At 71.3% G+C, this 19,518-nt stretch carries 17 protein-coding genes and 1 pseudogene; 8 read left to right on the forward strand and 10 right to left on the reverse strand.

Annotated elements, in window-relative coordinates; translation table 11 throughout:
• A pseudogene (locus D7Y13_RS20645) lies at positions 1-367 on the forward strand (insulinase family protein); the annotation flags it as partial.
• Entirely contained in the window at positions 367-1,971 is a 1,605-nt protein-coding gene (locus tag D7Y13_RS20650) for a M16 family metallopeptidase (protein ID WP_120584244.1), read from the forward strand. The pseudogene D7Y13_RS20645 and the gene D7Y13_RS20650, both read left to right, overlap by 1 nt.
• 22 nt (positions 1,972-1,993) lie before the next feature.
• On the opposite strand, the gene D7Y13_RS20655 is transcribed toward D7Y13_RS20650, so the two are convergent.
• Positions 1,994-3,016: a DUF3616 domain-containing protein gene (locus tag D7Y13_RS20655; RefSeq protein ID WP_120584245.1), complete on the reverse strand. Its 1,023-nt coding sequence runs from the start codon at positions 3,014-3,016 to the stop codon at positions 1,994-1,996.
• A 209-nt stretch (positions 3,017-3,225) separates the two neighbouring features.
• Here D7Y13_RS20655 and D7Y13_RS20660 point away from each other — a divergent pair, with 209 nt between their 5' ends.
• Complete coding sequence (locus D7Y13_RS20660; RefSeq protein WP_120584246.1) at positions 3,226-5,157, forward strand: OmpA family protein; 1,932 nt, start codon at positions 3,226-3,228, stop codon at positions 5,155-5,157.
• A gap of 187 nt (positions 5,158-5,344) precedes the next feature.
• Here the strand turns inward: D7Y13_RS20660 and D7Y13_RS20665 are convergent, their stop codons facing one another.
• Together D7Y13_RS20665 and D7Y13_RS20670 are read right to left on the reverse strand one after the other, a co-directional pair.
• Complete coding sequence (locus D7Y13_RS20665; protein WP_120536902.1) at positions 5,345-5,923, reverse strand: TlpA family protein disulfide reductase; 579 nt, start codon at positions 5,921-5,923, stop codon at positions 5,345-5,347.
• Positions 5,920-6,984: a CFI-box-CTERM domain-containing protein gene (locus D7Y13_RS20670; RefSeq protein WP_120536903.1), complete on the reverse strand. Its 1,065-nt coding sequence runs from the start codon at positions 6,982-6,984 to the stop codon at positions 5,920-5,922. The genes D7Y13_RS20665 and D7Y13_RS20670 overlap by 4 nt, the downstream gene beginning before the upstream one ends.
• 113 nt (positions 6,985-7,097) lie before the next feature.
• Here D7Y13_RS20670 and D7Y13_RS20675 point away from each other — a divergent pair, with 113 nt between their 5' ends.
• The 3 genes from D7Y13_RS20675 (at position 7,098) to D7Y13_RS20685 (ending at position 9,182) form a co-directional block, all read left to right on the forward strand.
• On the forward strand, positions 7,098-7,385 hold the full coding sequence (locus D7Y13_RS20675; RefSeq protein ID WP_120536904.1) for a hypothetical protein: 288 nt from the start codon (positions 7,098-7,100) through the stop codon (positions 7,383-7,385).
• 127 nt (positions 7,386-7,512) lie between these two features.
• A complete protein-coding gene (locus D7Y13_RS20680; protein ID WP_120584247.1) occupies positions 7,513-8,763 on the forward strand; it encodes a S1C family serine protease in 1,251 nt (416 codons plus the stop codon).
• 149 nt (positions 8,764-8,912) lie between these two features.
• Entirely contained in the window at positions 8,913-9,182 is a 270-nt protein-coding gene (locus tag D7Y13_RS20685) for a vegetative protein (RefSeq protein ID WP_120536906.1), read from the forward strand.
• A gap of 48 nt (positions 9,183-9,230) precedes the next feature.
• Here the strand turns inward: D7Y13_RS20685 and D7Y13_RS20690 are convergent, their stop codons facing one another.
• The gene (locus D7Y13_RS20690; RefSeq protein WP_120536907.1) at positions 9,231-9,965 is read right to left on the reverse strand and encodes an RNA methyltransferase; all 735 of its coding nucleotides are present in this window, start codon (positions 9,963-9,965) and stop codon (positions 9,231-9,233) included.
• 72 nt (positions 9,966-10,037) lie between these two features.
• Here D7Y13_RS20690 and D7Y13_RS20695 point away from each other — a divergent pair, with 72 nt between their 5' ends.
• Together D7Y13_RS20695 and D7Y13_RS20700 are read left to right on the forward strand one after the other, a co-directional pair.
• Positions 10,038-10,607 carry a hypothetical protein gene (locus D7Y13_RS20695; protein WP_233595659.1) on the forward strand — a complete coding sequence of 190 codons (570 nt, stop codon included), beginning with the start codon at positions 10,038-10,040 and terminating at the stop codon, positions 10,605-10,607.
• 76 nt (positions 10,608-10,683) lie between these two features.
• Positions 10,684-11,640: a phosphoribosylaminoimidazolesuccinocarboxamide synthase gene (locus D7Y13_RS20700; protein WP_120536909.1), complete on the forward strand. Its 957-nt coding sequence runs from the start codon at positions 10,684-10,686 to the stop codon at positions 11,638-11,640.
• 33 nt (positions 11,641-11,673) lie between these two features.
• On the opposite strand, the gene purB is transcribed toward D7Y13_RS20700, so the two are convergent.
• From purB to D7Y13_RS20730, 6 genes are all read right to left on the reverse strand, one after another.
• On the reverse strand, positions 11,674-12,987 hold the full coding sequence (gene purB / locus D7Y13_RS20705) for an adenylosuccinate lyase (RefSeq protein ID WP_120536224.1): 1,314 nt from the start codon (positions 12,985-12,987) through the stop codon (positions 11,674-11,676).
• Entirely contained in the window at positions 12,984-13,943 is a 960-nt protein-coding gene (locus D7Y13_RS20710) for an ABC transporter substrate-binding protein (RefSeq protein WP_120584249.1), read from the reverse strand. The genes purB and D7Y13_RS20710 overlap by 4 nt, the downstream gene beginning before the upstream one ends.
• The gene (locus tag D7Y13_RS20715; RefSeq protein WP_120584250.1) at positions 13,940-16,972 is read right to left on the reverse strand and encodes a protein kinase domain-containing protein; all 3,033 of its coding nucleotides are present in this window, start codon (positions 16,970-16,972) and stop codon (positions 13,940-13,942) included. The genes D7Y13_RS20710 and D7Y13_RS20715 overlap by 4 nt, the downstream gene beginning before the upstream one ends.
• A 112-nt stretch (positions 16,973-17,084) precedes the next feature.
• Positions 17,085-17,540, reverse strand: coding sequence for a dUTP diphosphatase (gene dut, locus D7Y13_RS20720; RefSeq protein ID WP_120536221.1), 456 nt, complete (start codon positions 17,538-17,540; stop codon positions 17,085-17,087).
• Between the two features lie 90 nt (positions 17,541-17,630).
• Positions 17,631-18,641, reverse strand: coding sequence for a M23 family metallopeptidase (locus tag D7Y13_RS20725; protein ID WP_120584251.1), 1,011 nt, complete (start codon positions 18,639-18,641; stop codon positions 17,631-17,633).
• Positions 18,642-18,651: 10 nt separating this feature from the next.
• Positions 18,652-19,461 carry a hypothetical protein gene (locus D7Y13_RS20730; protein WP_120536226.1) on the reverse strand — a complete coding sequence of 270 codons (810 nt, stop codon included), beginning with the start codon at positions 19,459-19,461 and terminating at the stop codon, positions 18,652-18,654.
• Between the last annotated feature and the right edge of the window lie 57 nt (positions 19,462-19,518).

Genomic DNA, 19,518 nt, shown 5'->3' on the forward strand with positions numbered 1-19,518 from the left:
CCCGTACCTCTTCCCCATCGACGCCACCCTCCAGGACGAGAAGCACCGCGCCGCCGTGGACGCGACCCTGCGTCGCGACGTGAAGGCCCTGGTCGACGGCAAGGTGGATGCCGCGCGCGTGAAGGCCATCCAGGACCACCTGCGCTACGGCCTGCTCATGGGCATGGACACCCCGCGCGATGTGGCCATCGACCTGGCCTTCTACGCGGGCGTCATGGGCCCGCCCGACGCGCTCGCCAGCTACCTGAAGCAGCTGGGCGCCGTGACGCCGAAGCAGCTCACCGCGTTCGCGAAGAAGTACCTCATCGACTCGAACCTCACCGCCCTCACCCTCACCCCCAAGCCCGCCGCCGGAGGGACGCCGTGATGCTGAAGTCCAACCCGTCCGTGTCCCTGGTGTTCGCCGCCGCGCTGTCCCTCGCCGGTTGCGCCTCCACCCCCAAGCCCATGCCCGAAGCCGCGCCGCCCACGACGCCTCCGGCCGCGACCGACACCGCGAAGACCACCGCGCCGGTGCCGGCCGTGCCGCTGAAGCAGCCGAAGCCCATGGAGCTCGTCGTGCAGGCCCGGCAGGACACGCCGCTCGTCAGCCTGCGGCTCGTGTTCCACACGGGCTCCATCGATGATCCGAAGGGCAAGGAGGGCCTCACCTTCCTCACCGCGAAGCTGATGGCGGAGGGCGGCACGCGGAAGCTCACCGCCGCGCAGTTGCTCGAAGCGCTCTACCCGATGGCCGCCGAGCTCACGGTCGTCACCGACAAGGAGATGACCACCCTCTCCGGCCGCGTCCACAAGGACTTCCTGCCGCGCTTCCTGGAGCTGTACACCGACACGCTGCTGGAGCCCCGCTTCGACCCCGCGGAGTTCGAGCGCCTGCGCGCCAACGCGCTGAATGCCGTGCGCAACGGCCTGCGCAGCGAGGACGACGAGACGCTGGGCAAGGTGGGCCTGGACGCGCTGCTCTACGCGGGCCACCCCTACGCCCACTTCACCGGCGGCACCGTGCAGGGCCTCCAGTCGCTCACGATTGACGATGTGAAGGCGCATGCGCGCCGCGTCTTCACCCAGGACCGGCTCATCATCGGGCTCGCGGGCCCGGTGGACGCCGCGCTCCAGCAGACCGTCACCTCGCGCCTCTCCGCGCTGCCCGCCACGGGGGCGCCTCGGGTGGCGCTGCCGCCCGTGCCGTCCTCCGCCGGCCGCACGCTCATCCTCCAGAAGCCCACGCTCTCCACCGCCGTGAGCATGGGCTTCGTCACGCCGCTGCGCCGGGGCGACCCGGACTTCTTCCCGGTGGCGTTCGCGCTGTCGAACCTGGGCGAGCACCGTCAGTTCGTCGGCGTGCTCTTCAACGAACTGCGCGAGCAGCGCGGCCTCAACTACGGCGACTACGCCTACGCCGAGCACTTCATCGAGGACCGGGGCAACGGCACGTTCAACCGCACCAACCTGGTGCGCACCCAGCAGGATGTGTCCCTGTGGCTGCGGCCCGTGGTGCCCGCCAATGGCGTGTTCGCCACGCGCGGCGCGGTGTACTTCCTGGACCGGATGTCGAAGGAGCCCCTGCCCCAGGACCGCTTCGACCTGGTGCGCGGCTTCCTCCAGGGCTACACGCGCCTGTGGGAGCAGAGCGACCAGCGCCGGCTGGGGTACGCCATCGACTCGCTCTTCTACGGCACGCCGAACTTCCTGGAGTCCTACCGCGAGGCGCTGAAGACGATGACGCCGGAGTCCGTGAACGCCGCCGTGCGCCGGCAGCTCCAGCCGGAGAAGCTCGCGTTCGTGTTCGTCACGGAGGACGCGGACGGGCTCGCGAAGACGCTCAAGTCGGGGGCGCCTTCTCCCATCACGTACGCATCACCCAAGTCGCCGGAGCTGCTGAAGCTGGATGAGACGCTCATCCAGCAGAAGCTGCCGGTGCGTCCGGACGCCGTCCAGGTCGTCCCGGCCGCGGAGTTCATGGAGCGCTAGCACCCGCGCGCCCATCCGGCGCTCAGGGGCTTTGCGGCAACGTCGTCCACACGCCGCGAAAGCGCTTGAGCGCCGGATCCTCCTGGCGCTTGCACTCCACCCCGTCCAACGACACGGTACCGTCGTCGCTCAGGAGCAGGACCTCGTCGGACGCGTCCGGCGTGAAGAACGCCTCCGGGTTGAGGCTCGACAGGTCCACCGACTCCACCGGAGCCGGCCGGTCATCCCCGCCCCTCCAGGTGAACAGCCGCGAGCGCGCCTCCGAACCGGTGGCCCCCGCCATGATGAGGTAGCGGCCCCGCCACGACGACAGCGAGCGGATGCCCAGGCCTCCCAGGTCCAGCAAGCGCGGTGCACCGAAGCGCGCCGTCACGCCCTCGCGCACCACCGCCTCCGGGTTGAGCAGCGGCACCACCAGCGCCTTGCCCTGCGTCAGCGGACTTCGAAAGCCAATGAGCATCGCGGGCGAGTCCAGCATCGCCGTCAGGCCCTCGATGTTGAGGCCCCCGGCCTGCTTCGGCGGCAGCGGCTCCGCGTCCACCAGCCCGTACGGCGCGAGCCCCGGCTCCGCGAGCAGGTCCTCCAGGAGCCGCGTGTACGGCTGACCGATGAGCTGCACGTGCTCCGCATCCCCGGCGCTCGTGGCGAAGAAGCGCAGGCGCGCGGGCTGCTTCTTGCCGGAGCTGTTGCGGCCGTGCGACGTGAGCCAGAAGGCCAGGTTGCCCAGCCGCGAGCCCGCCTCGATGTCCGTCTCCGGAGGCTTCTTCTTCACCGGCAATTCCAGCGACGGCGACAGGTCCACCGTCTTCAACGGACGGCCGCCTTGGCGCGCGTCGTAGATGCGCAGGATGTTGTCCTCGTCGTCCGCCACCACGAACAGGCCGCCGCCCAGCTCCACCGCGCCCGACGCGTCACAGCTCCCCTCGAAGACGACCGTGCCCTCGGATCCAGCCACCGGTGACGCGAGGGACTCGCGCCGCACGTTCGACTCACGGGTGCCGCAACCCACCACCAGGAGACATCCCCACAGGAGCCAGCGATTCATGACGCTGTTTCTCGCATGGCCTCCAACGCTCCGGGGAACCGGAAGGCCGCCGTGAACTGTGACGTAATCGACAGGACACATCGCCTCGCGGCGGGGGGCTCGCTCCTCTCGTGGGCACCCCGAATTGTATAAATGGCACAGGGCTGTAGCTCACACCGGAAGGGTGGCTTTTCTTCCGGCCCGAGAAGGTGGGTGCTAAGAGCCTCAGCATGCAATGCCCCGACTCCGGGCACGTTTCGTGGAGCCGGTCCGCAGGCGGCGCAGCCATCCGGCTCGCGGCCCTGGGCCTGCTGCTCACCACGGCAGCGGCCCACGCACAGCCCGATCCGTTCTCCCGCGGCTTCGATGCCGTTCCCGTGAAGCCCACGGCCGCGCAGTCCAGCGGCATCGCGCTGGAAGGCGCTACCGCGGAAGCGGTGGGCAGCTATCGGGGCGCGCTGCTCCTCGACTTCAACTGGCGCATCCTCTCGCTCAAGCTGGGCGACGAGAAGCTGGGCGACCTGCTGCCGTACCGGCTGGATGCGCACCTGCTGTTCTCCTACCAGCTCCTGGAGCGGTTGGAGCTGGGCGTGGACCTGCCCGTCACGCTCATCCAGGGCGACAACTTCTCGCTGCTCGGGGACGCGCTGAACGCGCCGGACTTCCCGGGCGCCGCAGGCGTCAGCGGCACCACGCTGGGCGACATCCGCCTGCTGCCGCGCGTGAACCTGCTGAACCCGAACCGCTTCCCGGTGGGGCTCGCGGTGGTGACGGAAGTGCGGCTGCCCACCGGCAGCGCGCAGAGCTTCACGGGTGAGCGCGGCGTGGTGTTCGCCCCGCGCCTGGCCGTGGACTGGAAGGTGGGTCCCCTGCCCGTGCGCGTGCTCGGCAACGCGGGCGTGCTGCTGCGTCCCGCGGCGCAGTACCTGAACCTGCGCGTGGACGACGAGCTGACGCTGGGCGCGGGCGGCATCGTGGACCTGCCGGACATCGGCCGGCTTCGCGAGGTGAAGGGCGTGGCGGAAATGCACCTGCGCACGCCGCTGGTGCGCCCGTTCAACTTCGACCAGTCGGATTCGCTCAAGACGCCGTGGGAGCTGCTCGTCGGCGCGCGCGCGAAGGTGTGGGGCAACTGGGGCGTGGAGCTGGACGTGGGCCGCGGGCTCAACGTCACCACCGGCTACGGCCGCGAGGCCCTGCGCGTGATGCTGGCGGTCCGCTACGACACGTCCGGTCTGGACTCGGATGGCGACGGCGTGCCCGACACGCTCGACCGCTGCCCCACGCAGCCCGAGGACAAGGACGACTTCGAGGACTACGACGGCTGCCCGGATCCGGACAACGACGGCGACGGCATCGCGGACGGCGACGACGCGTGCCCCAGCGTGAAGGGCACCGTGGAGACCAAGGGCTGCCCGGTGGAGCCGGACAAGGACACCGACGGCGACGGCATCATCGACAAGTTGGACAAGTGCCCGGACGTGCCCGGCCTGAAGGACTTCGACGGCTGCCCGGACACGGACATGGATGAGATTCCGGACGGCGAGGACGACTGCCCCGACGTGGCCGGACCGCCGGAGAACAACGGCTGCCCGTACGACGCCCCGCCCTACGTGGTCGTGGAGTCGGACCGCATCCGCATCAAGGGCAACATCCTCTTCGAGACGAACTCCGCGATCATCCAGAAACAGTCGTACCCGCTGCTGGATGAGGTGGCGTCGGTGCTCGCCAAGAACCCGACCCTGGGACCGGTGCAGATTGAAGGGCACACGGACAACAAGGGCTCGCGCTCGCTCAACCTGGACCTGTCCAAGCGGCGCGCGAAGTCGGTGCTCGACTACCTGGCGGGCAAGAAGATCGACCGCAAGCGGCTGACGTCGCAGGGCTTCGGGTTCGACCGGCCCATCGACACCAACGACACGGCGCTCGGCCGCGCGAAGAACCGGCGCGTCGACTTCAAGCTCGTGAAGTCGGAGATCGAAAGCGGCCCGAAGGAGACCATCGTCCCCAACGGCCAGCCGCCTCCGCCCGGCACCCAGCCGCTGCCCGGGCTGGGCGGGCCTCCCGCGACGGATGCGGGAACGCCTGCGCCTGCGGCTCCGGCCACCGCGCCGAAGCCACAGGCCGCGCCGGACGCGGGCACGCCGGCCGGCAAGAAGTAGCTGGGGTGGCAGGGACGGTCCGGCATCCGGGCCGTCCCGCTGTCTCGCGGACAGGAGGACGACCTCCTCCCATCACCGCGAAGGGCCTGGACGGCCGGGAGCAGCACCTCCTCCCGTCACCGCGTCAGGCCGCGTGAAGCCCGGCGGACGGCCCTCGAACCCGGGACCGTCCACCTCACGTCGGGACCTACTTCTTCAGCGCCCGCTCGATGCGACGGCGCAGGCCGTCCTCGGACAGCATGCCGCGCTGGGCGTCCGTCACCTTGCCGTCGCGGTCCAGGAAGTAGAGCGTGGGCAGCGCGTTCACCTGGAAGGCCCGCGCCACGTCGTCGTCCGCGTAGACGACGTAGGGCTTCAGCTCCGGCTGGAAGCGCCGGAGGAAGTAGTCCACCTCCTGCTCCGCCGTGGCGCCTTCGTCCCGGCTGGCCGCCACGAACACGAGCCCCTGGGACTCGTACTCCTTCGCCAGCTTCACCAGCGACGGCATCTCCTCGCGGCACGGCGGACACCAGGTCGCCCAGAAGTCGAGCATCACCACCTGGCCCTTCAGGTCCGTCAGCGCCAGCGAGCCGCCCTCGTGCTTGCGCAACTGGAAGTCCGGCGGCGCCGCGCCATCCGGTACCAGTCGCGCACGCTGGCCCTCGCGCACGCCCAGGAACGCCAGCGCCGCCAACCCCAGCACCGCCACCACCGACAGCGCCGTCTTGGCGCCATCCCCGCGCGCGCCCGGCGGCTTCGGTTCCTCGGTCCCAGCCTGCTGTGTCATCCGCGTTCCCTTCGTGTCAGGCGGCCGTGCACCCGCGTCAAGGCCCAGCGCACCCCGGCCCGAACCCGCGGCCGACGCACCACCCAGGCCGCCAGCGGAGGTCCCCAGTGATAATAGCCGTCGATGAACCCCTGACCGAGCCGGCTCTTCCTGAGAACCTCGTCCCGGTACGCGCGGAACGCCACCAGCTCCGGCGCGCCCTCGCCAAAGGCCGCCGTCACCACGAAGCACGAGGCCGCGGGGCTCACCCACATCAGCTTCATGTTGGTGTGGTTCATCACGACCTTCAGCTCGCGCTGCTCCGTGTAGAGGAACGCCAGCAGGTCGCGGCGCGCGGCAGGAAACTCCTGCCCGCCGGCCTCCTCGAAGTCGATGCGCGTCGTGACGGCGCTGCCCACCTCGTCCACCGTGAAGCGGTAGCGCTTGGAGCTGCGGCGGATCTCCACCTCCAGCCCCTTCAGCTCCCCGAAGTAGGCCATGAAGGGCACCCGGCACGCCGGGCACACGAAGCGGTGGTACGCGTGCGTCGGCAGGAAGGCGTAGTCCCCCAGCCGCTTGCAGCCGGTGTTGGGGCACATGAGCTTCACGCCCACCTGCGCCGCGTTGCGAGGGTCGTAGCGCGACTGGCCACTGGCCTTGTCGAACACCGGCGGCGGCCGCGCCGGAGGGCCCACCATCTGCCGCGTGGGGTGCGCCGCGCGCTCCAATTCCTGGGCCCGGCGCCACGCCAGCTCCGCCGCTTCCAGCCGGCCGTCCGCGGTGTGCACCAGCGCCTCCGCGTGCGCGCGCAGGGCCTCCACCAGCCGGTCCACCAGCGGCGACACCGCCGGCTCGCGCGCCACCGCGAAGGCCTCCGCCAGCACCCGCTCCATCTCCGGTAGCAGCGCCTGGGCCGCCTTGCGCGTCGGGTCCTCCGCCCGCCGGTACACCGGGGGCTCCGGCAGCTTCGCGAACAGCGCCGAGGCCGAGGTCCGCACGCGCTCCAGCGCCGCGTCACCCCGCCCCACATCCAATCCCGCCGCCCGTGTCTGGGCGGCCCTGATGAGTTCTTCGGGCAGCAAGGCCGTGGACCTTAAGGGCCCGCCCGCCCCCCTGTCAGCGACTCCCGTCGCGCCGGTCGGAAACTCGCCATGGCGTTGGAGACGATGTAAGACGACGTAGGAGGATGTGAATCATGGGCGTGTTGAAGTTCCTGGTCTGGACGGCATGCGCGGTGGGTCTGGGCGTCTTCCTGGCGCGGGGCAAGGTGGACGGTCGCTCGCCGCTGGAGCACATGGAGCGCACCTGGAAGCGTTCGGTGAACCCTTCCACGATGGACAAGGTGAAGGACGGCTTCGAGGGCGCGCTGGACGACGCGAAGCAGGTCGTGTCCCAGAAGTCCGCCAACACCGCCGCGCCGCGCGAGCGCATCACCGAAGAGGACCGCGCGGCCATCAACAACATCATCGCCAAGAAGAAGTAGGCGCCGAAGTAGGCGCCGAAGCAGGCTCGGCGTTCGCTGATCGCACCGCAGCCCCCTTCCGTCCGCCCGGGACCATTCATACCTTGCGCCGGGGCGTTGGGTTGGACGGTGGTGGAGAGGCGGGCCCATGGGTTGGACGCGGTTCGGGGGCGTCATCAAGGTGGCGGTCATGGCATGCGCGCTGGGAGCAACGGCGCGCGCCGAGGCCCGGGATACGAAGCTGTGGATGGAGGCGCAGAACCGCGCCGTGTCCCGGCAGCACTCCAACATCAGTGAGGTCGCCCGGAAGGCGATGCCGGCCGTGGTGTCCATCACCACGCGCCAGGACAGCGCCGACGTGCCGGAGGGCGAGGAGCCCCAGCGCGGCATCGGCTCCGGCTTCATCATCCACCCGGACGGCTACATCCTCACCAGCGCGCACGTGGTGGAGGGGGCCTCCGAGGTCACCATCTCCGTGCGCAGCGCCAACGGCTACGTGGAGGAGTTCCCCGCGACGGTGGTGGGCGAGGACGAGCGCACCGACTGCGCGCTCTTGAAGGTGGACGCGCCCCGGAAGCTGCCGGTGCTGAAGCTGGCGTCCGCGTCCCACGTGGGCATCGCGGACTGGGTGGTCGTCATCGGCAACCCGTTCGGCCTGGCGCACTCCGTGACGGTGGGAGTGGTGAGCTACCTGGGCCGCACCGACGTGACGCCCAACGGGCGCGACGGCGACTTCGACTACGTGCAGATCGACGCGTCCATCAACCCGGGCAACTCCGGCGGGCCGGTGTTGGACCTGCACGGCGACGTGGTGGCGGTGGCCAACGCCGTCAACGTGTCCGGCCAGGGCATCGGGTTCGCCATCCCCATCGACATCGCGAAGACGGTGATTCCGCAGCTCAAGGCCCACGGCCGGATGCGCCGAGGGTGGATTGGCATCAGCGTGCAGGACTTCTCCCCGGAGGTGGCCGCGGCGTTCAACCTGATGCCGCGCGGCCGGGGCGTGGTGGTGACGGACGTGGTGGAGGACAGTCCGGCCGCCCGCGCGGGCCTGCGGGCCGGCGACGTCATCCTGGACATGGACCGCCGGTCGGTGGAGCGCGCCCACACCCTGCGCTGGCAGGTGGCCGCTCGCGGCGTGGGCCAGCACATCCGCCTCCAGGTGCGCCGGGTGGGCCGTCCCATGACGATGCGGGTGAAGCTGGACGCCCTGCCCTTCACGGAGGCGGAGGCCCCGCCGGCCACCCTGGCCTCGGGCACCGCTCCGGGTGGACGCCCGGCCGGGGCCCAGTCCGTGCTGGAAGAGCTGCTCTCCCCGGTGCCGCGTGCCAGCGCGGGGCAGGCGGGCGTCCAGGGCACGGGCGGTTCCGGGTCCCTGAAGCGCACGCCCGTCCCCTGACAGGACGGACCTCCGGGGCCCTCCCGGGCCGCCAGCCTCCTTGCGTTCCGCGAAATCGGGCGATACACCGTGCGCCTTCCATACTGCGGCGGGTCCACCCACGTGGCGCCGCGGGTTTTCGCGCATCGATTCGCAGGAGAGTCCGCACCATGGCCGAGGCCACCCAGACGAAGAAGTCCACCCATTGGCCGCGCACCGCCAAGGGCAACGGCAAGAAGGCGTGCACCGTGGAGGGCTGCAAGCGCCCCTACCGCGCCAAGAACTACTGCTTCTTCCACTACAAGCAGTGGCGCCAGGGCGACCTGCCGCACTCGCGCTACCGCGTGTGCTCCAAGCCCGAGTGCCGCATCAAGGTCCTCAAGGGCGGCCTGTGCGAGAAGCACTACGCGGAGACGTACAAGAAGGACGCGGCGGCTTAAGTCGCCCGTCGTTCCCGCTTCACGTGGCGCCGGCCACGCCTCCCGCCCTCACTCGCGGGAGGTCCCCGGCGTCACCGCGCGGCCCAGGTGCTTGAAGGCGTTGAGCCAAAGCTCCGCTTCCCGCTGGGTCAGCCGCGAACGCATCAACGTCTGCTCCAGCTCATGCAGCACATGGTCCGGCGCCTGCCGGTTCAGGAAGTCCGCCGCCAGCATCGTCTCGCGCATGCGCTTGCTCAGCGCGCCGAGCGTCCCCAGCCGCGCACCGGGCTCCTCCGCCGGCGGGCCGGAAGGCTCCACGCCCTGACGGTGGCAGAGGTACAGCAGCACCGACGCCGACTGCGCCAGGTTCATGGACGGCTGCACGTCCGACGTGGGGATGACGAGCACGTCCGCGCAATGCGTCAGGTCCTCGTCGGACAGGCCGCGCTGCTCACCGCCGAACAGCAGCGCCACCCGGCCCCGCTTGCTCTCCTCCGCCAGCCGCCGCGCCGCCTCTTCCGGGGTCAGGGGGGACCGCCCCTCCACCTGGGTGCGTGACGTACTGCCCACCACGTACACGCAATCCTTCACGGCCTCCGCCAGCGTCGGGGCGACGGTGAGGGCCTTGAGGACGTGGTCGCTTTTGACCGCCAGACGTTCCGCGCCGGTGAAGTCGCGGGTGATGGGCTCGGAGAGGATGAGGCGTTGGAAATCGAAATTCGCCATGATCCGGCAGACGGCCCCGAGGTTGTCGGGTGAACGGGTCTGATGAAGGATGACGGTGAGCTCCGCACCTGGACGCATGCCCCCGAGTTTAGCTGGTGGTGCGTCAGGGTGATCGGTATATTCCCGCTGATGCGTCGCTGGGTCCCTGGCTTGCTTCTGTCGCTGTCGCTCGTCACCACCGCGTGTGGTGGCACGGGCACGCCTTCGCGTCCGTCGCTGACGTCCCGGCAGGCGCTCACCAGCTCGCCCGAGGTGGTGGAGTTCGAGTCCCCGGCCGTGCGCTTCGAGCTGTTCCGGGACATCGCCCGCCAGTCGGAGCAGGAAGCCGGGCAGTCCGCGCAGGGCGTGGCGCTGTTCCCCATCATCCAGGGCAACGAGTTCGTCGCGGCGCCGGGCTTCGAGGCCCGCGCGGACCTGCTCCAGCCTCCGGACGCGGGCAGCAGCCTCCAGTTCGTCTTCGACGGCCGGGCCGCCGAGCGGTGGCCGGAGGACCGGCGGGAGAGCCTGCAGGGCCTGTCCGAGCGCGAGGCCGCGGAGCTGGTCGCGCGCACGCTCCTGGCGCTCTGGGACATCCACCCGGAGGGCGAAGTGCAGGTGGACCGGGCCGCGGGCGCGCCGTACGCGGTCGCCTACGTGGACGGCATCCTGCGGATCAACCCGGCGTTCCTCTATCTGGCATCGGCCTACGGTCCTGCTTCCATGGCGGCGGGCCTCCAGTAGAGTCACGCGCCTCATGAGCTGGCCCCGCTCCCGCCCCTTTCCGGCGGAGTGGCCGGGGCCGCGAGGCGCCTCCGACGTGAACACCTCCGCCCTCCACGCGCAGCTTTCCCACACGCTCCGGCAGACGGACCTGCCAAAGCTCGGCCAGCCCTACAAGGGCAAGGTCCGCGACACCTACCGCCAGGGCGACAAGCTCATCCTGGTGACGAGCGACCGGCTCTCCGCCTTCGACCACGTCCTCACCACCATCCCGTTCAAGGGCGAGGTGCTCAACCGGCTGGCGGCCTTCTGGTTCGAGCGCACGAAGCACATCTGCCCCAACCACGTCCTGGACGTGCCCGACGCGAACGTCACCGTGGCGCGCGCGTGCGAGCCGTTCTCCGTGGAGGTCGTCGTGCGCGGCTACCTCACCGGCAGCCTGTGGCGCGACTACGAGAAGGGCACGCACACCGCCTACGGGCTGCCGTTCCCGGACGGAATGCGCAAGGACAGCGCGTTCCCCACGCCCATCCTCACGCCGTCCACCAAGGCCGAGTACGGCAAGCACGACGAGCCCATCTCCGAGAAGGAAATCCTCGCGCGCAACCTCGCCACGCCGCGCGACTGGGCCCGCATCACGGAGGCCGCTCGGGGCCTGTTCCAGGAGGGCCAGAAGTGGGCGCTGACGCGCGGCCTCATTCTCGTGGACACCAAGTACGAGTTCGGCAAGGTGGGCGACGAGCTCTACGTCATCGACGAGATGCACACCCCGGACTCCAGCCGCTACTGGGTGGCGGACGAGTACGAGGCGCGCTTCGCCAAGGGCGAGGACCAGCGGATGCTGGACAAGGAGAACATCCGCCAGTGGCTCATCCGCGAGCGGAACTTCTCCGGTCACGGGGAGCTGCCCGCGATTCCTGACGACGTGCGCGTGGACCTGGCCACCAAGTACGTGGCCGCCTACGAGCGCATCACCGGCACGTCGCTCACGCTGACGCCCGGGGACGTGCACGCGCGCATCGAACAGAACCTGCGGGCGAAGGGCTACCTCTAGCCCCGTCGCCCGTTTCGGCTCGGTGAGGCAGCGCTAGCTTGCGCGGCCGAACACGCGCTGGAACACCGCGTCCATCTGACGCGTGTGGTAGCCCGGGGAGAAGCAGTCCGAAATCTCCTCGGGCGTCATCATCTTGAGCAGGTCCGCGTCCGCGAGCAGCGCCTGCCGGAAGTCCACGCCCTCCTCGAACATCTTCATCGCGTTGCGCTGGACGACGACGTACGCGGCCTGCCGGTCCATGCCCTTGCGCGCCAGCTCCAGGAGCAGCCGCTGCGAGTTCACCACGCCGCCCAGCAGGTCCAGGTTCTTCTGCATCTGCTCCGGGTAGACGCGCATGTTCTCCACCAGCCCCGCGAAGCGGTGGAGCATGAAGTCCAGGAGCCCCGTGGCGTCCGGCCCGATGACGCGCTCCACGGACGAGTGCGAGATGTCCCGCTCGTGCCACAGCGCCACGTCCTCCATCGCGCTCACCGCGTAGCCGCGCAGCAGGCGCGCGAGGCCGGTGAGGTTCTCCGACAGGATGGGGTTGCGCTTGTGTGGCATCGCGCTGGAGCCCTTCTGGCCCGGCGTGAAGGCTTCCTCCACCTCACGCACCTCCGTGCGCTGGAGGTGGCGGATTTCCACGGCGAACTTCTCCAGGCTGGAGCCGACGAGCGCGAGCGCGGTGAAGAACTCCGCGTGCCGGTCCCGCTGCACCACCTGGCTGGAGGCGGGCGCGGGCTTCAGGCCCAGCTTCTGGCAGACGTGCTCCTCCACTGCGGGCGGCAGGTGCGCGAACGTGCCCACCGCGCCGGAGATCTTGCCCACCGCGATGGTGTCGCGCGCGTGCTCCAGGCGCGTGCGGCCCCGGCGCAGCTCGTCGTACCAGATGGCCAGCTTGTGCCCGAAGGTGATGGGCTCCGCGTGGATGCCGTGGCTGCGGCCCATCTGCAGCGTGTGCTTGTGCTCGAAGGCGCGCTTCTCCACCGCGGCCATCACGCGGTCCATGCCCTTGAGGATGAGGTCCACCGCGTCGCGCAGGGTGAGCCCCAGCGACGTGTCCAGCACGTCCGAGGACGTCATGCCCAGGTGCAGCCAGCGCGCGCTGGGCCCCACGCGCTCCTCCACGAAGGTGAGGAACGCGATGACGTCGTGCTTGGTGGTGCGCTCGATTTCGTCGATGCGCGCGGCGTCCTCGGCGGAGAAGTCACCGGCGCGGGCCAGGCAGTCCGCCAGCGCTTCTTTCGGGGCCAGCCCCTGCGCGACCATGCCCTCCAGCGCGGCGAGCTCCACGTCGCGCCAGCGGCGATAGCGGGCGACGTCGGACCAGAGGGAGGCCATCTCCTGACGGCTGTATCTTGGAATCACTCGTAGACCTTCACGGCAAAGTCCCGGCGCGCCGCGAACCGGAGCACTTCCAGCGCGACGTCACAGGACGGACCTGACTTCTTCGCGGCGGTGAGGTTGAACGAGAGGTCCAGGCCTTCAGGCCGCGCCACCGCCAGCGCACCGGGATCGACCCTCTCGTGGATGATGCGGTTGGCCAGCCTCCCCGCCTGCTGTCCGAGCGCCAGCGGGGCCGGCGAGAGGGCCAGCGTCGCGCCCTCCTTCACCTGGCTGGCCGTGAGCGCCACCAGCGGGATGCGGCGGGCGGCACTGAAGGCGATGAGCGCCTGGACGACGGACGCGTTGCCCACGGTCTTGTCCGCAACCATCAGCAGGCCGTCCACCTTCCCGACGGCGCCCTCCAGCACCTCGCCCACGCGCTCCTGCGACTCCACGGCCAGCGGGACGATGCTGAGCCCCAGCCCGGAGCCCGCGGAGCGCGCCTGCGTCACCGAGCCCGCCGAGGAGCGCGGGTCGTGCAGGATGCCCACGCGCTTCGCGGCCGGAGCCAGGGCCTTGAGCGCGGCCAGCTCCGGTCCGAAGTCGCTGGTGAGCGCGATGCCGGTGACGTGCGGCGCCTCCAGGCCGTACTTCTCGTGGTACGGCACCATCGCGAACAGCACGGGCACGTCATCGCCCAGCGAGCGCCGCGCGGCGTTGGCGGCCAGCGGGCCCAGGGCCAGCACCAGCGCGGGCTTCTGCGCGGCCAGCGACTTGAAGACGCGCGCGGCCTCCGTGGGGCTCTCCTCCAACGTCACCTCGGTGATGTCGGCGCGGGCCTCCGAGCTGAAGCCGGCGAGGAAGGAGGCGTACGGCGCGAGGCTCGCGGACTTCACCGCGACCACGCGGGGCCGGGCCGGACCGCGCTGCGGGGCCTGCGCGAGGACGACGGCGGGCAGCAGGAGCGGCAGGAGCAGGAGGCCCCGGAGCCAGCTCATGGCAGCACGTTCGCGCAGCAGCGGAAGCCCACGTCCGGGGCCGTCAGCTTCGGAGCGCCCTGCTTGCGCGCGGCGCAGCGGGACGTGTCACTGGCACCCATGAAGGAGCCGCCCTTGATGGTCATGTCGGAACCGCCCTTCTTGAATTGGGTGTCGGTCCACTCCGCCGCGTTGCCCGACATGTCCGACGGCAGGAATTCGGAGTGCTGGCAGGACGGGAAGGCACCGGACTGCGCGAGCGTGCCCGCGGACGTGCCGGTGTTGCAGGCAGAAGGGTTGTCCTCGCCGCGAGAGTAGCGCGCGTTGCCCGGGCCCTTGCAGGCCTTCTCCCACTCATCCTCCGAGCACAGCCGCTTGCTGACGCCCTCGCAGAGGGACTTCGCATCGAGCAGGCTCACCGAGACCCTGGGCAGGCGGCCCCGCTTGTTGGGGAACTCGTACTCGTCCACGCAGAACGAGTTCACCATGACGCTTTCGATGGGGAGCTCGTCACTGGAGCCGGACGACTGACGGTCTTCCCTGGTGGAGCCCCGCTTGAAGTTGCCACCGCTCACCAGCTTCATGCCGGGGGGACACTGCCCCGCGGCCATGAGGCCGCCCGGAGCGCCCGCGGAAGCGCCGGGCGTGGCGGGCACGGGCGCGTTCTTCGCGGCCTGGGCCTGACGGATGCGCAGCCAGACATAGCCGCCGCCCGCGCCCAGCACGATTCCCATCACCGCGAGGATCACCATCCACATCATCGAGCTCGGACCTGAACGGGCCGGCTTCGGCTGCGTGGCGCGCGTGGAGGGCATCGTGTGCAGGCCGGAGACCGAGGGCGGCAGATTGCGCGACGTGCCGCGGCCTCCCGCCGGTTCGGCCTTGCGGGAGCGTCCGCCCGTGGAGCCCTCTGCCTGCGCGTTGGTGGAACGGCCCGCCCCCTGCGCCGCGGAGGCGCGCGAGGAACCGCGAGGAGCGGCGGCCTCCGCACCGCGTGCGGCTCCCGTGCTCCGAGGGTTGCGACCGCCCCGACCCGACGAGCGGGATTCGGAGGACTCATCGTCGTCGGAGCTCCAGCCGCCCTGGCGTCCGTCGCCTCCGTCCGTGCCACGGCCACCCGAGCGCGCGTCACCGGATGACGCCTCGCCGTTACGACCACCTGAGCGCGCGTCCTGGCCGGAGTCCGTGCCGCGACCGCCCGACGAAGCCTCTCCGCTGCGCCCGCCCGAGCCGCCCGACGAAGCCTCACCGTTGCGGCCACCCGAGCGCGCGTCCTGGCCGGAGTCCGTGCTGCGACCACCGGACGAAGCCTCACCATTGCGGCCGCCCGAGCGCGCGTCCTGACCCAAGTCCGTGCCACGTCCGCCCGACGAAGCCTCACCGTTGCGGCCACCCGAGCGCGCGTCCTGGCCGGAGTCCGTGCCACGTCCGCCCTGCCGTGCATCACCGGACGAAGCCTCACCGCCACGCCGTGAGTCCACGGCGGAGGCATCGCTGTTGCGGCCCGCCTGCCGACCCTCCTCCGCGCTCCGGTTGCCCTGCCGCGCGTCCGCACCGGACTCAGCGGAACGGGACGCCGCGCGGGGATCCGCCGGGAACGAGGGCTCCTCCGCCTTCGCGAAGATGCGCATCACCGGCTCGGCGGCCTTCGCCGCCGGAGCACGCGCGTCGGAAGCCGCCGCACCGTCGCCCGCACGAGCCGCCGCACGAGGCTCCTGCTGCGTCGCCGCATCCGGCGCCTGTCCCAGCAGCCTGGGATCCTGCGATGCACCCGCGTCCGCGCCACGCCCACCGCCGCGCCCCGTGGGACGTTCCGGCACGGCTCGCATCTCCTGCATCGTCGACGCATCCGACACCGAGCGCGCCTCGGGCCCGGTGATGTAGTCGAGCGCCTTCGCGTTCGACCCCAGGATGGCCGCCAGCGTCGCCGCGTCCAGCGGCTGGGTCGCATCCGGCGGGGGCGCCTCCTCCTCCGCCGGCACGGGTGCGGCCGGCGTGGGGGCGGTGGCGATGGGCAACATGCCGGTGGGCACCGGCGGCAGCGGCTTGTTCGCGGCCCGAGCGGCCACGGCGGCGGCGGGAAGCGCGCCCGTGGGCGGCACCGCGCGTTGCCGGGACGCGGCGGCCGGGTGACGCTGCACCAGCGCCGCGAACTCCGCGTGCAGGTCTCCACCCGACTTCGGACGCGCCAGCGGGTTCTGGTTGAGCGCGCGCCGGTAGAGGGACTCGAACGCGGGCGGCAGGTCCGGGTGCCGCACCGTCACCTCCGGCACGCCGCCGTCCTCCGGCAACAGGCCGGTGACCATCTCCCCCATCAACACGCCCAGCGAGTACACGTCCATGCGCGTGTCCAGCTCCGCGCCATTCACGTACTCCGGCGCGATGTACGCTGCCGCACGGTGCCCCCGCTGCGCCTGCACGAAGGGCAGGTGCGGCACCGCGAGCCCCAGCCCGTAGTCCGTCACCTTCAACAGGTCCGGAAGGACGAAGACGTTCTCCGGCTTCAGGTTCGAGTGCGGCCCGAAGCGGTGCGCCCCGTCCAGCGCCGCCGCCATCTGCGCCAGCAGCGGCTCCACTTCCTTCAGCGAGAACAACTGCCCCTTCGACGCGCGCTGCTCCATCATCCGGCGCAGCGTGATGCCCTCCAGCAGCTGCATCGCGAACCAGGGCCGGTCCCCGTCAACGCCCTCCTCGTACACGCGCACCAGGTTGGGGTGGTTGAGCTTCTTGCCCACCCGCAGGGACAGCGCGAACTGCGTGCGCTCCTCGGGCTGCTGCACCAGCCGCGGCTGGATGACCTTCAGCGCCACCTCCACGTCGATGGCCTGGTCCTGCGCGCGGAAGACGAACCCCAGCGGCCCGGAGCCGACCACTTCCTGGATGGCGTAGCGGTTGGCGACGACGTCGCCCGGCTTGTACGGCGCGCCCTCGGCCCCCCGTTTGCGCGCCGCCCCCGCCGCCTGACGCGCGGCCGCGTCGAACTTCTGGCCACACGTGGCACAGGTTTCACTCGTGTCGGGGACATGGCTGCCGCAGCGATAGCAGAGCAAAGCAGTGAAACTCCGGAACGAGGTCGCGGGGGGGGCGACCTCCCGGCGGACGGCCGGGGGCTCCATTCTGCCCGCTCCCGAGCCATTGAGGAACGACGTTGCGCGCCGGGCGTCAGCGACCCGTGGACCCGAAACCGCCGTCACCCCGGGAAGTCCCCTCCAACACGTCCACCTCGTGGAGTGCCGCCAGGGTGACGGGGGCCACCACCAGTTGGGCCACCCGGTCCCCCCGACGCAGCGTGAAGGGGGCATTGGAAAGGTTGACGAGCAGCACCTGGACCTCCCCCCGGTAGTCCGCGTCCACCGTCCCAGGAGAGTTGAGGCATGTCACCCCGTGGCGCAGCGCCAGCCCGGAGCGGGGCCGCACCTGGCCCTCGAAGCCCGGAGGGAGCGCGAACGCCAGCCCCGTGGGCACCGCCATCCGCTCCAGGGGCTGAAGCACCCGCTCCCCGTCGATGTCGGCCCGCAAATCCATGCCGGCGGCCTGCTCCGTCTCGTAGCGGGGCAGGGGCAGCGGGTCCGGATGCGAGCGCACCCGGCGCACGGAGACGGTCAGCGTGGAGGCCATGCGCCCACGCCCTAGCACGCGCCCCCCGCCCCCTTCCAGGGGCCCATCCAACGTCACGGGTCCTCCGGTGCGCGCAGGAGACCCGCGCCGTCAGAGCTCGGTCGCGCCGTCCGCCACGCGCAGCGCGGTGCGGAACCCGAACGGGTCCACGGGACGCGCGGCCAGCTCCAACTGGTAGTGCAGGTGGGGCCCGGTGGAGCGGCCGGTGTTGCCCGACAGCGCGATGGCCTGCCCCTTCTCCACGCGCGTGCCCGCCTTCACCAGCAGCTCTGAGTTGTGGCAGTACGCCGTCGTCACGCCCCGCCCGTGGTCCAGCACCAGCACGCGGCCATTCACGGAGTCCTCGCTCGCGCGGCGCACCACGCCCGCCGCCACCGCGGACACCGTGGTGCCCGTGCGCACCGACAGGTCCACGCCCGTGTGCATCCGGCGCGTGCGCAGCGTGGGGTGGACGCGGTAACCGAACGGACTCGTCACCATCGCGGTCTCCGACACCGGCCACCCGAGCATCAGCGCCGTCGACAGCGCCAGCGCCTGCGCGGCCCCCACGGACGAGCCGTCGAAGCCCGGAGGAAGCTGCTTCGCCAGCCGCTCCAGCGTGGGCGCCCCACCCTCCGCGTCCACCCGCTCCATCGCGAAGCGCGCCGGCACCCGCCCCGCGAACACCGCCGTCAGCCGCGCTTCCTCCGAAGGAAAGTCCCTGGCCAGCGAGTCCAGCAGGCGCCGCGTCGCCGCGAGCCCCTTCGCCGGATCCAACAGCGTCTCCGGCGCGATGCCCGCCTCGCGAGCCAGCGCCAGCGCGGGCTCACGCGCCTTCGGCTCCAGGCCCTTGAGCGCCGAGTGCGTCCCCCACGCCAGCGCCTCCGCGCTCGTGGGCACCCGCGTGAGCATGGACGGTGGCAGCGCGCCCGGCGTGGGCACCGACGTGCCGCTCACGCCGTCGTAGTACGCCAGCAGCGGCCGGGCCGTGGTGCGCGTGTTGAAGGCCCAGGCCCCCATGCGCCGCAGCAGCGCCCCCGCGGGCGTGTGGTGGTACGCGCACCACACGCACAGGAGCGCGAAGGTGAAGTCCAGCAGTCCCCGGGCGCGTCGAGCGAACATGCCAGGGCCCTCAGCGCAGGAAGGACAGCACCGGAGACGCGTCCCACACCGCGGCCAGTCCCAGGGGCGCCACCAGCACGCAGCCCAGCAGTCCGCGCGTCCACGCCCGTCGCGGGCCCACCGCCTCGCAGGCCTCGTCCGCGTGCTGGAGGTTGCGCAGCACCGCGCGCCACCCCAGGGACACGCTCACGCCCACCAGCGCCACCACCGCCAGGCCCCTCGCTGACAGGTCCGCCGCGGTGTCACCGAACAGCGGTCGCCACGACAGGTACACCGTGCCCTGGACCAGCCGCGCCACCGTGCACGCACCCGCCAGCACCACGCCCGCCGTGGCCAGGGGCCGCACCCACCGCATCGGCGTGGGCCGCCGCAGACAGCGCTGGAGCAACACCCGCCACGAGACAGGCCCCGACGCCGAAGGCTCCGACGCCTCCAGCATCGAGCGCCACGCCTCCACCGCTTTGGGCGCCGCCACCTCGCGGTAGCCCAGCGCGGGCAGCGCCAGCAGCAGGTCCGCCGCCAGTTCCCACCCCAGGGCCAGGGCCCGCGCCAGCCGGGTGCGCTGCTCCAGGGACACCCAGTCCACCAGGGACGCCGTCGCCGGATACCGGCCCACGAACGCGTCGAACGCCGAATCCAGGCGGTCCACCGCCGTGAGCAGCCGGTCATCCAGCGTGTCCGCCGCCGCGTGCACGCCCACCGCCACCAGCGCCAGCAGGCCCAGCGGCATGAACGCCCAACGGAACGCGCCCAGGAAGCGGGACACGTCCGTGAAGAAGCCGCTCGACGGGGCGGAAGGGCTGGACGGATGGGACGGCATGCACGCCTCCAGGGCCATCCCCCATCAACGCGGGAACCCCCTCGGAGGGTTTAAACC

This window comes from Corallococcus praedator, assembly GCF_003612125.1.
Classification (GTDB): Bacteria; Myxococcota; Myxococcia; order Myxococcales; family Myxococcaceae; genus Corallococcus; species Corallococcus praedator.

Excerpts from the sequence above, each read along its gene's own strand:
- D7Y13_RS20650 (WP_120584244.1), top strand. The coding sequence starts at position 367 with ATGCTGAAGTCCAACCCGTCCGTGTCCCTGGTGTTCGCCGCCGCGCTG.
- D7Y13_RS20655 (WP_120584245.1), bottom strand. The coding sequence starts at position 3,016 with ATGAATCGCTGGCTCCTGTGGGGATGTCTCCTGGTGGTGGGTTGCGGC.
- D7Y13_RS20660 (WP_120584246.1), top strand. The coding sequence starts at position 3,226 with ATGCAATGCCCCGACTCCGGGCACGTTTCGTGGAGCCGGTCCGCAGGC.
- D7Y13_RS20665 (WP_120536902.1), bottom strand. The coding sequence starts at position 5,923 with ATGACACAGCAGGCTGGGACCGAGGAACCGAAGCCGCCGGGCGCGCGC.
- D7Y13_RS20675 (WP_120536904.1), top strand. The coding sequence starts at position 7,098 with ATGGGCGTGTTGAAGTTCCTGGTCTGGACGGCATGCGCGGTGGGTCTG.
- D7Y13_RS20680 (WP_120584247.1), top strand. The coding sequence starts at position 7,513 with ATGGGTTGGACGCGGTTCGGGGGCGTCATCAAGGTGGCGGTCATGGCA.
- D7Y13_RS20685 (WP_120536906.1), top strand. The coding sequence starts at position 8,913 with ATGGCCGAGGCCACCCAGACGAAGAAGTCCACCCATTGGCCGCGCACC.
- D7Y13_RS20690 (WP_120536907.1), bottom strand. The coding sequence starts at position 9,965 with ATGCGTCCAGGTGCGGAGCTCACCGTCATCCTTCATCAGACCCGTTCA.
- D7Y13_RS20710 (WP_120584249.1), bottom strand. The coding sequence starts at position 13,943 with ATGAGCTGGCTCCGGGGCCTCCTGCTCCTGCCGCTCCTGCTGCCCGCC.
- dut (WP_120536221.1), bottom strand. The coding sequence starts at position 17,540 with ATGGCCTCCACGCTGACCGTCTCCGTGCGCCGGGTGCGCTCGCATCCG.
- D7Y13_RS20725 (WP_120584251.1), bottom strand. The coding sequence starts at position 18,641 with ATGTTCGCTCGACGCGCCCGGGGACTGCTGGACTTCACCTTCGCGCTC.
- D7Y13_RS20730 (WP_120536226.1), bottom strand. The coding sequence starts at position 19,461 with ATGCCGTCCCATCCGTCCAGCCCTTCCGCCCCGTCGAGCGGCTTCTTC.